We start from the raw sequence: 12298 nt of genomic DNA on the forward strand, positions 1-12298 counted from the left end.
CTGCCATGAACGCGCACGCACCCCTGAACGGCCCACGCCGGAACGTAGTAGTCATTGGCGGCGGGATCGCCGGCCTCGCGTCGGCCGCGCTGCTCGCTGAGGAGGGGCACACCGTCACCGTGCTCGAAAAGCAGGCAGCCACCGGGGGCCGCGCCGGGCTATGGGAGAGCGACGGGTTCAGGTTCGACACCGGGCCGTCCTGGTACCTCATGCCCGAGGTGATCGACCATTTCTTCAGGCTCCTCGGCACCAGCGCGGCCGACCACCTGGAACTGGTCAGGCTGGATCCGGGGTACCGGGTGTATTCCGAGGGGCACACCGAGCCCATCAACGTTCCCGCTGAGCGGGCCGACGTCGTCAAGCTATTCAACGACGTCGAACCCGGTGCGGGGGAGGCCCTGGAAAAGTACCTGGATTCGGCCGGCGAAACGTACACCATGGCCACCCGCCGGTTCCTCTACACCTCCTTCCAGTCCTTCCTGCCCCTGCTCCGCCCCGATGTGCTCAGCCGTGTCCCGAAGCTGGTGCGCCTGCTCCTGCAACCGCTGTCCAAGCTCGCTGCCGCAACGGTGACCGATAACCGGTTGCGACAGATCCTCGGCTACCCGGCGGTCTTCCTGGGCACATCCCCGTTCGAAGCCCCCAGCATGTACCACCTGATGAGCCACCTGGATCTCGACGACGGCGTCCTGTACCCGATGGGCGGTTTCACCCGGCTGACCGAGGCCATCGACTCCCAGGCCCGATCGAGGAACGTCGAGATCATCACCGGCGCCCGGGTGGAACAGATCCTCACCCTGCCCGGCGATGGCCGGTCCCAAAAGGCCCGGGTGACCGGCGTCCGCTGGGTGTCGGCCGACGGCACCGAGCACACCACCCCCGCAGACACGGTGGTCGCCGCCAACGATCTGCACCACGCCGAGACGCAGCTTCTGCAGCCCGCCGACCAGACCTACCCGGAGAAGTACTGGTCCGGGCGGACCGCAGGGCCCAGCGCCCTGCTCCTGTACCTGGGAGTCAAGGGGCAGTTGCCCGAACTGGAACACCACACACTTCTGTTCACCGCGGACTGGGAAGACAACTTCTCCCGGATCTTCGGCAAGACCACCTCAGTGCCGACCCCGGCGTCGCTGTACGTGTGCCGGCCCAGCGCCACCGACCCCGGAGTGGCCCCCCAGGGTCACGAAAACGTGTTTGTCCTGGTCCCGCTGCCGGCTGATCCAGGGCTGGGCGCCGGCGGGATCGGCGGTGCGGGGGACCGGCGCATCGAAAGCCTCGCCGACACGGTGATCGACCAGATCAGCAAGTGGGCGGACATCCCCGACCTCGCCGACCGGATTGTGGTGCGCCGGACCTACGGGCCGCAGGATTTCGTAGGGGACTTCAACGCCTGGCAAGGCACTTCGCTGGGCCCGGCGCACGTGCTGAAGCAGAGCGCGTTCTTCAGGGGCCGCAACAAGAGCCGCAAGGTGGAAGGGCTCTACTATGCGGGCAGCTCAACCATCCCCGGCATCGGCATCCCGATGTGTTTGATCAGCGCCGAACTGCTGATCAAACGGCTGCGCTCCGACACCAGCACCGGGCCGCTGGCCGAGCCGCTGGTCGCCCCAGCGGCTGCTCCATTGGTCGCCGAAAGCAAGGGCAGACAATGATCAGTGCCCTGTACCTGGTCTCCCTGCTCGGCGGACTGGCGTGTGCAGCCCTGATGGATTACCGGTACGGATTGTTCTTCTGGGCAGCGCCCCGCCGGGCAGGATTGGTCCTGGCCGTGGGAGTGGGGTTCTTCCTGGCCTGGGACCTGGGCGGAATAGGGCTGGACATCTTCTATAAAGGTGACTCCGAGTTCATGATCGGCGCCATGCTGGCACCCGAACTTCCCCTGGAGGAGTTGTTCTTCCTGACCTTCCTCTGCTGGATGGCGATGAACATCTACCTGCTGATGAAACGGACCATCGAGACACGAACGCGGGTGGCTCAGTGACGTACTGGACCCTGAACGCGATCTTCCTGATCCCCGTCGCCATCGTCGCCGTCGCAGCGGTGGTGAGCTCCCGCCGTCGTACCGGGGCGTCAGCGACCGGCTCGACGGCAGCTCCCAACACTGCGGCTACGCTTTCCTGGCGTGCGATAGGGCTGTCGGCAATCATCCTGCTGGCGCTCACAGCGGTTTTCGACAACCTGATGATCCGGCTGGGATTTTTTGGCTACAACCCTGAATGGATTTCCGGCGTGTTTGTGGGAGTTGCGCCCCTCGAAGACCTCGCCTACCCGTTGGCGGCCGTAGTGCTGCTGCCAGCACTGTGGACCCTCTTCACCCCGTCCTCCTCCACCCCCTCGCCTGAGCAGGCCCGCCCATGAGTGCGCAGGCCGGGACCGGCCACACGGGGGTGGCGCGGATGCTGTTGCTGTCCTCGCGCCCGGTTTCCTGGGTCAACACGGCGTTCCCCTTCGCCGCCGCCTACTTCCTCACCACCGGAACCATCGACGCGGCCTTCGTCATCGGGACGCTGTACTTCCTGATTCCCTACAACCTCGCGATGTACGGCATCAATGACGTCTTCGACTACGAGTCGGACCTCCGCAACCCACGCAAGGGCGGCGTCGAGGGGGCAGTCCTCGACCGCCGGTTCCACCGCATCACCCTGTGGGCTGCAGTACTCACCAACGCTCCGTTCCTGGCCGTGCTGCTGGTGCTGGGGGATCCGCTCTCGGCACTGGTACTCGCAGTGAGTGTGTTCGCCGTCGTCGCCTACAGCGCGCCGGGTCTGAGGTTCAAGGAACGGCCGTTCATCGACTCGGTCACGTCGAGCACCCACTTTGTCAGCCCCGCAGTGTTTGGGCTGGTCCTGGCCGGCGCCACCTTCGACGCCGGGCTCTGGGCGGTGCTCGGGGCGTTCTTCCTGTGGGGCATCGCCAGCCAGGCGTTCGGCGCCGTCCAGGACATCCAGGCCGACCGCGAAGGCGGCATTGCCTCGATCGCCACGGTCCTGGGCGCGCGTGCGGTGGTGCGGTTCGCCGTCGGCGCCTATCTGGTGAGCGGCTTGCTGATGCTGCTGGCGCCGTGGCCAGCGACGCTGGGTGGGCTGCTGGCCCTGCCCTACATCCTCAGTATCCTGCCGTACGCCAACCTCAGCGATGAGCACTGCGAAACTGCCAACCGGGGATGGCGGCGCTTCATCAGGCTGAACTTCCTCACCGGATTCCTGGTGACCATGCTCCTGATCTGGGTGACCCAGGCAGGCTGACCCGGATTACGTATACCACACCCGGGCTGGACAGGACGGGAGCTCTGCAGTACAGTAGATATTTGCGTCTTTCCTCTTAACCTCGGCCTTCATATAGCGGTGGGCTTTGTCTTGCGTTAGTCATTTAACGGCAGATTTACTGTCCGGTCATTGACCGCAGGCTCCTGGTTCGCACACACAATCCTCGCGTTGATACGCGATGGCAGTGCAAAGAGGGCGGATATAGCTGAACAAGCCGAAGGTCTGTGGAAGGATCCCTCTTGGTCGCCTCGAGCACCTCTAATAATGCAACCGCTACCAGCCAGGTCGACGCCGAAGGCGTCTCCACCCGGCTTTCATTCGCAAAGATTCACGAACCGCTGGACGTTCCTAACCTCCTCGCGCTCCAAACTGACAGTTTCGACTGGCTGGTTGGAAACGATCGCTGGAAGGCGCGCGTGCAGGAAGCCCTGGAGCTGAAGCTGCAGGGTGTGGCCTCCACATCCGGTCTCGCTGACATCTTTGAAGAGATCTCCCCGATCGAGGATTTCCAGGGCACCATGTCCCTGAGCTTCTCGGAGCCGGAGTTCGCCGATCCGAAATACACCATGGCTGAGTGCAAGGACCGCGACGCTACGTACGCGGCCCCTCTGTATGTCAAGGCCGAGTTCATGAACAACAACACTGGCGAAATCAAGCAGCAGACAGTGTTCATGGGCGACTTCCCGTTGATGACGGAGAAGGGCACGTTTGTGATTAACGGCACCGAGCGTGTCGTCGTTTCACAGCTGGTCCGTTCACCGGGTGCCTACTTCGAGCGCACCGCCGACAAGACCAGTGACAAGGACATCTTCAGCGCGAAGATCATCCCGTCACGTGGTGCCTGGTTTGAACTCGAAATCGACAAGCGCGACCAGGTCGGCGTCCGCCTTGACCGTAAGCGCAAGCAGTCAGTCACAGTGCTCCTGAAGGCACTGGGCTGGACCGAGGGCCAGATCCTCGAAACCTTCGGCGAGTACGACTCCATCCGCGCCACCATGGAGAAAGACACCACCGAAACCCAGGAAGACGCGTTGCTGGATATCTACCGGAAGCTTCGCCCGGGAGAGCCCCCCACAGTCGAGGCTGCCAAGACGCTGCTCGACAACCTGTACTTCAACCCCAAGCGCTACGACCTGGCCAAGGTTGGTCGTTACAAGATCAACCGCAAGCTGGGTATCGACAAGAGCCTTGACGACAAGGACGCTTCGGTCCTGAACATCGACGACATTGTCGCGATGATCAAGTTCCTGGTGGCCCTGCACGCCAACGAGAAGACTCTGACCGGCAAGCGCGACGGCGGCGACGTCGAACTGCGCGTTGAGGTCGATGACATCGACCACTTCGGTAACCGACGCATCCGCGCGGTCGGCGAGCTCATCGAGAACCAGGTCCGCACCGGCCTGTCCCGGATGGAGCGAGTTGTCCGCGAGCGGATGACCACGCAGGACGTTGAGGCCATCACACCTCAGACCCTGATCAACATCCGTCCAGTAGTTGCGGCGATCAAGGAGTTCTTCGGAACGTCCCAGCTGTCGCAGTTCATGGATCAGAACAACCCTCTGGCCGGCCTGACGCACAAGCGTCGCCTGTCAGCGCTGGGCCCGGGCGGTTTGTCCCGTGACCGCGCAGGCATGGAAGTTCGTGACGTTCACCCGTCCCACTACGGTCGTATGTGCCCCATCGAAACCCCTGAAGGACCGAACATTGGTCTGATCGGTTCGCTGGCATCCTACGGACGCATCAACACGTTCGGCTTCATCGAAACCCCGTACCGCAAGGTAGTCGGCGGAATCGTCACCGAGCAGATTGACTACCTCACCGCCGACGACGAGGTGGAGCGCCTGATTGCACAGGCGAACGCGCCTCTCGACGGCAAGGGTAACTTCATCGAGCCTACGGTTCTGGTGCGTACCCGAGGCGGTTCGGGCGAGCCCGTTCTGGTCGAGGCCATTGAGGTCGAGTACATGGACGTCTCCCCGCGCCAGATGGTGTCGGTGGCTACGGCCATGATCCCGTTCCTGGAACACGATGACGCGAACCGTGCCCTCATGGGTGCGAACATGCAGCGTCAGGCTGTTCCCCTGCTCCGTTCCGAGCGTCCCCTCGTGGGCACCGGCATGGAGAAGAACGCAGCAGTCGACGCCGGTGACGCTGTCACCGCCACGAAGGCTGGCGTTGTCAAGGAGGTCTCAGCCGATCTGGTGAGCATCCTCAACGACGACGGCACCGAGACCAACTACCCGATCATGAAGTTCGCACGCTCCAACCAGGGCAACGCGTACAACCAGCGCGTGCTGGTCTCCGAGGGCGACCGGGTCGAGTACAACACGATGATCGCCGACGGTCCGTCCACCGACCAGGGTGAGCTCGCACTGGGCAAGAACATGCTCGTTGCGTTCATGTCCTGGGAAGGTCACAACTTCGAGGACGCGATCATCCTCTCCCAGCGCATCGTTTCCGACGACGTGCTGACCTCGATTCACATCGAGGAGCACGAGGTTGACGCCCGCGACACCAAGCTTGGTGCCGAGGAAATCACCCGCGACATCCCGAACGTCTCCGAAGAGGTCCTTGGGGCCCTGGACGAGCGTGGCATCATCCACATCGGTGCCGAGGTTGAAGCTGGCGACATCCTGGTTGGCCGTGTCACTCCCAAGGGTGAAACTGAGCTGACCCCTGAGGAGCGCCTGCTGCGGGCCATCTTCGGTGAGAAGAGCCGCGAGGTTCGCGACACGTCACTGAAGGTTCCCCACGGCGAGTCCGGAACAGTTATCGGTGTGCGCATCTTCGATCGCGACAACGACGACGAGCTGCCCCCCGGCGTGAACCAGCTGGTCCGCGTCTACGTGGCTCAGAAGCGTAAGATCACCGACGGCGACAAGCTGGCTGGCCGCCACGGTAACAAGGGCGTCATCTCCAAGATCCTGCCGATCGAGGACATGCCGTTCATGGAAGACGGAACCCCCGTCGATATCGTGCTGAACCCGCTGGGTGTCCCAGGTCGAATGAACGTCGGCCAGGTCCTGGAAATCCACCTCGGTTGGGTGGCCAAGCAGGGCTGGAAGATCGATGGCGAGCCGGAATGGTTGAAGAACCTCCCGAACCTGCCCCGCGAAAGCGGTTCGACCACTGTTGCAACCCCCGTCTTCGACGGCGCAACAGAGGACGAAATCGTTGGTCTGATGAACTCCACCCGGGAAACCCGCGACGGAAACCGCCTCATCGGCGGATCCGGCAAGGCGTTGCTCTTTGACGGTCGCTCCGGCGAGCCGTTCCCGGACCCCATTTCGGTCGGCTACATGTACATCCTGAAGCTGCACCACCTGGTGGACGACAAGATCCACGCACGTTCCACCGGACCGTACTCCATGATCACGCAGCAGCCGCTGGGTGGTAAGGCACAGTTCGGCGGACAGCGCTTCGGTGAAATGGAAGTCTGGGCCCTCGAGGCCTACGGCGCCGCCTACACGCTGCAGGAACTTCTGACGATCAAGTCGGATGATATCCACGGCCGCGTGAAGGTCTACGAAGCGATCGTGAAGGGTGAGAACATCCCAGAGCCGGGTGTCCCCGAGTCCTTCAAGGTGCTGATCAAGGAAATGCAGTCGTTGTGCCTGAACGTGGAAGTACTTTCCACTGACGGAACCACGATAGAGATGCGTGACTCGGATGAAGAAGTCTTCCGGGCCGCGGAGGAACTGGGCATCGACCTGTCACGGGCCGAGCCAAGTTCTGTCGAGGAAGTCTAAGGCGAACTTCGGATTTAGCTCACTCCGGTGCCTGGAGTAAGGCGGCTTTAATATTTCAGAGGCCGTCCGCGGCCGAAGAAATTTCGTTGCCGCCGTTCCAGGCACCGGAGCGGGCGCCGGAACCGCCCGCTCCTCCCCGCCCCTTATGAAGACTTCAAGAATTTAGAGAACAAAGAGAGAACAGGGACCATATGTCCAGCGAATCCTCCTTCGGCCTCATGCGAATCGGCCTTGCCACTGCGGACGAAATCCGTGGTTGGTCTTTTGGCGAGGTCAAGAAGCCGGAAACCATCAATTACCGTACCCTCAAGCCTGAGAAAGACGGCCTCTTCTGCGAGAAGATCTTCGGACCTTCCCGCGACTGGGAATGCTACTGCGGCAAGTACAAGCGTGTCCGCTTCAAGGGCATCATTTGTGAGCGTTGTGGCGTCGAAGTAACCCGCGCCAAGGTACGCCGTGAGCGCATGGGACACATCGAGCTTGCAGCTCCCGTCACCCACATCTGGTACTTCAAGGGCGTTCCCTCGCGCTTGGGCTACCTGCTGGACCTCGCACCGAAGGACCTCGAGAAGGTCATCTACTTCGCTGCCTACATGATCACTTCAGTCGACGAGGAAAACCGTCACGCTGAACTGCCGAACCTCCAGGCCGAGCACGACCTTGAGAAGAAGCAAATGATCGACCAGCGCGACTCCGACATCGCCACCATTGCCAAGGACCTTGAGGATGAGGTTGCCCGGCTTGAGGGTGAAGGCGCCAAGGCTGCCGAGAAGAAGAAGGCTCGCGACTCGGCTGACCGCCAGATGGCCAACGTGCGTAAGCGCGCTGACATCGAAATCGAACGCTTTGAGCAGGTCTGGGACCGGTTCAAGAGCCTCAAGGTCGCAGACCTTGAAGGCGACGAGGGCCTCTACCGCGAGCTGCGCGACCGTTACGGACTGTACTTCGAGGGCTCGATGGGCGCTGAAGCAATCAAGAAGCGTCTTGAGAACTTCGACATGCCCGCCGAGGCTGAAATGCTCCGCGACATCATTCAGAACGGTAAGGGCCAGCGTAAGACGCGGGCTCTGAAGCGACTGAAGGTCGTCAACGCGTTCCTCACCACCACCAACAGCCCACTCGGCATGGTGCTCGATGCAGTCCCAGTGATCCCACCGGAACTGCGCCCCATGGTTCAGCTGGACGGTGGCCGCTTCGCGACCTCCGACCTCAACGACCTGTACCGCCGCGTGATCAACCGCAACAACCGCCTGAAGCGCCTGCTCGATCTCGGTGCACCCGAGATCATCGTCAACAACGAAAAGCGGATGCTCCAGGAAGCTGTTGACTCCCTGTTCGACAACGGTCGTCGTGGCCGCCCGGTCACCGGACCAGGCAACCGCCCGCTGAAGTCGCTCTCTGACATGCTCAAGGGCAAGCAGGGTCGGTTCCGCCAGAACCTTCTGGGTAAGCGCGTTGACTACTCGGGTCGTTCGGTAATCGTCGTCGGCCCTCAGCTGAAGCTGCACCAGTGTGGTCTGCCCAAGCAGATGGCGCTGGAACTCTTCAAGCCGTTCGTGATGAAGCGTCTGGTTGACCTCAACCACGCGCAGAACATCAAGAGCGCCAAGCGGATGGTTGAGCGTTACCGCCCGCAGGTCTGGGATGTTCTCGAAGAGATCATCACTGAGCACCCTGTCCTGCTTAACCGCGCACCTACCCTGCACCGGTTGGGTATCCAGGCGTTCGAACCACAGCTGGTTGAAGGTAAGGCCCTTCAGCTGCACCCACTCGTTTGTGGCGCGTTCAACGCTGACTTCGACGGCGACCAGATGGCAGTTCACCTGCCGCTGAGCCCTGAGGCCCAGGCCGAGGCGCGCATCCTGATGCTCTCCTCGAACAACATCCTGAAGCCTTCGGACGGCCGTCCGGTGACCCTGCCTTCGCAGGATATGATCATCGGCCTGCACCACCTCACCACCAAGCGTGAAGGTTCAGCAGGCGAGGGTCGTGTCTTCAGCACCCCGGCCGAAGCCATCATGGCCTTCGACATGGGTGTCCTGCACCTGAACTCGGTAGTGCGGATCCGGATTCCGAACTTCGTGCCCAGCGCTGATGTCGCTGCGCCCGAAGGCTGGGTTGAAGGAACTCCCGCGCTGATCGAAACCTCCCTCGGACAGGTGCTGTTCAACGAGACGCTGCCCGCTGACTACCCCTGGGTTGAGAAGGTTGCCGATAAGGGACAGCTGTCCACCATCGTCAACGATCTCGCCGAGCGGTACCCGAAGGTTGTTACGGCGGCAACGCTGGATAACCTGAAGGATGCCGGTTTCTACTGGGCAACCCGCTCCGGTGTCACCGTGGCCATCTCCGATATCTCCGCGCCGATCAACAAGGCCGGCATCATGGAGGTCTACGAAAAGCAGGCCGCCAAGGTCCAGTCCCAGTTCGACAAGGGCCTCATCGCTGATGAGGAACGTCGTCAGGAACTGATCGACATCTGGAACAAGGCAACCAACGAGGTTGCCGAGTCCATGCGCGGCGCCATGCCGAAGGACAACACCATCAACCGTATGGTTTCCTCCGGTGCGCGTGGTAACTGGCTCCAGGTCCGTCAGATTGCGGGTATCCGTGGTCTGGTAGCGAACCCCAAGGGTGAGATCATCCCTCGTCCGATCAAGTCCTCCTACCGCGAGGGCCTGTCGGTGCTGGAGTACTTCATCGCAACGCACGGTGCCCGTAAGGGTCTGGCAGATACCGCTCTGCGTACCGCCAACTCGGGTTACCTGACCCGTCGTCTGGTGGACGTGTCGCAGGACGTCATCGTTCGCGAAGACGACTGTGGTACCGAGCGTGGGCTGAACGTCACCATTGCGGTGCCGAACAGCGACGGTGAGCTGGTGCTGCACGAAGAGGTCGAGAACTCTGCGTACGCACGCACCCTGGCCAGCGAAGTTGTTGACTCCAAAGGCAAGGTGCTCGCGCCAGCCGGTTCCGACGTCGGCGACGTCCTGATCGGCGAGCTGTTCGCTGCCGGTGTGACTGACATCAAGGTGCGCTCCGTGCTCACCTGTGAGTCGAAGGTCGGCACCTGCGCCCTCTGCTACGGCCGCTCGCTGGCTACCGGCAAGACGGTCGACATCGGTGAGGCGGTTGGCATCATCGCTGCACAGTCCATCGGTGAGCCAGGCACGCAGCTGACCATGCGTACATTCCACACCGGCGGTATCGCGTCGGCGGAAGACATCACCCAGGGTCTGCCTCGTATCCAAGAGCTCTTCGAAGCGCGTACCCCCAAGGGCGTCGCTCCGATCTCCGAGGTTGCGGGTCGCGTCAACATCGAGGACGGCGAGAAGCAGCTTCGGCTGGTTGTCACCCCCGACGATGGCTCCGAGGAAATCGCCTACCCAGTCCTGCGGCGTGCGCGCCTGCTGGTCACTGATGGCGAGCATGTTGAGGTTGGACAGCAGCTGGTCTTTGGTGCTGTCGATCCGAAGCAGATCCTCCGGATCCTCGGCCCTCGTAAGGCACAGGAATTCCTGGTCGATGAGGTACAGACCGTGTACCGCAGCCAGGGTGTAGGCATCCACGACAAGCACGTCGAGGTCATCGTTCGCCAGATGCTTCGCCGCGTCACGGTGATCGAGTCAGGTGAGTCGAACCTCCTCCCCGGAGAGCTGGCAGAACGCCGTCGCTTCGAGGATGAGAACCGTCGAGTGGTGTCCGAGGGCAAGAAGCCGGCTTCAGGCCGTCCCGAGCTCATGGGTATCACCAAGGCGTCGCTCGCCACCGAGTCGTGGCTGTCAGCCGCGTCCTTCCAGGAGACCACCCGCGTTCTGACGCAGGCCGCCATGGAAGGCAAGAGCGACCCTCTGCTGGGTCTGAAGGAAAACGTGATCATCGGTAAGCTGATCCCGGCCGGAACCGGTCTGGACCGCTACACGAAGATCACCGTCGAACCGACAGAAGAAGCAAAGGCCAACCTGTTTACTGGTCCGAGCGCTTTCAGCGACTTTGACTATGCAGGCGTCGAAGGTTCGATGACACCCGAGTTCCACGCCATCCCACTGGATGACTATGACATGGGTTCCGAGTTCCGCTAGACGATTCGCTAGTAGATACTGAAGCACCAGGCCCCGCACACCTTCGGGTGGGCGGGGCCTGCCGCGTTAAACCCTTCCGCTCTGGGCGGCGGAGCGGCCAGCAGAAGTTGGGGCTCCTGGGGCGCGTCTAAGCGCTAAGCGATCTCTGGTAGAGTAGTGGTAATTGTTTGTGTGGCAGAGGATCGGCGTCTTGACGGACGTATCTCCGCGTTGTAGGGAACTTGTACAACGAATGCCACATTTTCGCACGCCTACGGTCAAGTCGCGACGGCTTACATGTGTGGGTTCGGCGCAAACGACAGCCAATATCTCTAGACATTACGGAGAACGCAGAAGTGCCTACTATTAACCAGCTGGTCCGTAAGGGCCGGACACCTAAGGTCGTCAAGACCAAGGCGCCCGCACTGAAGGGCAGCCCCATGAAGCGCGGCGTTTGCACCCGCGTTTACACGACCACCCCCAAGAAGCCGAACTCGGCGCTCCGTAAGGTCGCCCGTGTGCGCCTCAACGGCGGCATCGAAGTTACCGCTTACATCCCAGGTGTCGGTCACAACCTTCAGGAACACTCCATCGTGCTGGTGCGCGGTGGTCGTGTGAAGGATCTGCCCGGTGTCCGTTACAAGATCGTCCGTGGTGCGCTTGATACCCAGGGTGTCAAGAACCGCAAGCAGGCTCGTAGCCGCTACGGCGCGAAGATGGAGAAGAAGTAATGCCACGTAAGGGCCCGGCCCCTAAGCGGCCGCTAGTTGTAGATCCCGTTTACGGTTCCCCACTGGTCACTCAGCTGATCAACAAGGTACTCGTCGACGGCAAAAAGTCCACTGCAGAACGCATCGTGTACGGCGCACTTGAGGGTGCCCGCGCCAAGAGCGGCGGCGATCCTGTCGCAGCACTGAAGAAGGCAATGGACAACGTCAAGCCTTCCCTCGAGGTCCGCTCCCGCCGAGTCGGCGGAGCGACCTACCAGGTCCCCGTCGAGGTCAAGCCCGGCCGCTCCATGGCACTCGCCCTGCGGTGGCTCGTTGGCTACTCGAAGGCTCGCCGCGAGAAGACGATGACCGAGCGTCTCATGAACGAGATCCTGGATGCTTCCAACGGTCTCGGTGCAGCTGTCAAGCGCCGCGAGGACACGCACAAGATGGCTGAGTCGAACAAGGCCTTCGCACACTACCGCTGGTAACCAGACTCCGACTTCTAGAAA

The 12298-nt window shown here is 61.9% G+C and carries 8 protein-coding genes; all 8 read left to right on the plus strand.

Translation table 11 applies throughout. From position 1 onward, the window contains the following. Nucleotides 1–5: 5 nt before the first annotated feature. The 8 genes from crtI to rpsG all read left to right on the plus strand — a co-directional run bounded on the left by crtI (nucleotide 6) and on the right by rpsG (nucleotide 12277). Nucleotides 6–1652, plus strand: coding sequence for a phytoene desaturase family protein (crtI, locus tag DDA93_RS05850; protein WP_165802582.1), 1647 nt, complete (start codon nucleotides 6–8; stop codon nucleotides 1650–1652). Further along, the gene (locus tag DDA93_RS05855; RefSeq protein WP_019481483.1) at nucleotides 1649–1981 is read left to right on the plus strand and encodes a lycopene cyclase domain-containing protein; all 333 of its coding nucleotides are present in this window, start codon (nucleotides 1649–1651) and stop codon (nucleotides 1979–1981) included. Before crtI ends, DDA93_RS05855 begins: the two co-directional genes overlap by 4 nt. After that, nucleotides 1978–2358, plus strand: coding sequence for a lycopene cyclase domain-containing protein (locus DDA93_RS05860; RefSeq protein ID WP_116778284.1), 381 nt, complete (start codon nucleotides 1978–1980; stop codon nucleotides 2356–2358). The genes DDA93_RS05855 and DDA93_RS05860 overlap by 4 nt, the downstream gene beginning before the upstream one ends. Beyond that, nucleotides 2355–3245 carry a prenyltransferase gene (locus DDA93_RS05865; RefSeq protein ID WP_116778285.1) on the plus strand — a complete coding sequence of 297 codons (891 nt, stop codon included), beginning with the start codon at nucleotides 2355–2357 and terminating at the stop codon, nucleotides 3243–3245. Before DDA93_RS05860 ends, DDA93_RS05865 begins: the two co-directional genes overlap by 4 nt. A gap of 260 nt (nucleotides 3246–3505) precedes the next feature. Next, on the plus strand, nucleotides 3506–7015 hold the full coding sequence (gene rpoB, locus DDA93_RS05870; RefSeq protein ID WP_019481486.1) for a DNA-directed RNA polymerase subunit beta: 3510 nt from the start codon (nucleotides 3506–3508) through the stop codon (nucleotides 7013–7015). Nucleotides 7016–7206: 191 nt separating this feature from the next. Further along, complete coding sequence (locus DDA93_RS05875) at nucleotides 7207–11097, plus strand: DNA-directed RNA polymerase subunit beta' (protein WP_019481487.1); 3891 nt, start codon at nucleotides 7207–7209, stop codon at nucleotides 11095–11097. 335 nt (nucleotides 11098–11432) lie between these two features. Further along, nucleotides 11433–11807, plus strand: coding sequence for a 30S ribosomal protein S12 (gene rpsL, locus DDA93_RS05880; protein ID WP_019481488.1), 375 nt, complete (start codon nucleotides 11433–11435; stop codon nucleotides 11805–11807). Beyond that, on the plus strand, nucleotides 11807–12277 hold the full coding sequence (rpsG, locus tag DDA93_RS05885) for a 30S ribosomal protein S7 (protein ID WP_019481489.1): 471 nt from the start codon (nucleotides 11807–11809) through the stop codon (nucleotides 12275–12277). Before rpsL ends, rpsG begins: the two co-directional genes overlap by 1 nt. Nucleotides 12278–12298 lie beyond the last annotated feature (21 nt).

Origin of the sequence: Arthrobacter sp. Bz4, from assembly GCF_003075455.1 — a bacterium.
In the GTDB taxonomy this organism is placed as follows: domain Bacteria; phylum Actinomycetota; class Actinomycetes; order Actinomycetales; family Micrococcaceae; genus Arthrobacter_D.

Coding starts and splice junctions, on each gene's coding strand:
- rpsG (WP_019481489.1), top strand. CDS start 11,807: ATGCCACGTAAGGGCCCGGCCCCTAAGCGGCCGCTAGTTGTAGATCCC.
- crtI (WP_165802582.1), top strand. CDS start 6: ATGAACGCGCACGCACCCCTGAACGGCCCACGCCGGAACGTAGTAGTC.
- DDA93_RS05875 (WP_019481487.1), top strand. CDS start 7,207: ATGTCCAGCGAATCCTCCTTCGGCCTCATGCGAATCGGCCTTGCCACT.
- DDA93_RS05855 (WP_019481483.1), top strand. CDS start 1,649: ATGATCAGTGCCCTGTACCTGGTCTCCCTGCTCGGCGGACTGGCGTGT.
- DDA93_RS05865 (WP_116778285.1), top strand. CDS start 2,355: ATGAGTGCGCAGGCCGGGACCGGCCACACGGGGGTGGCGCGGATGCTG.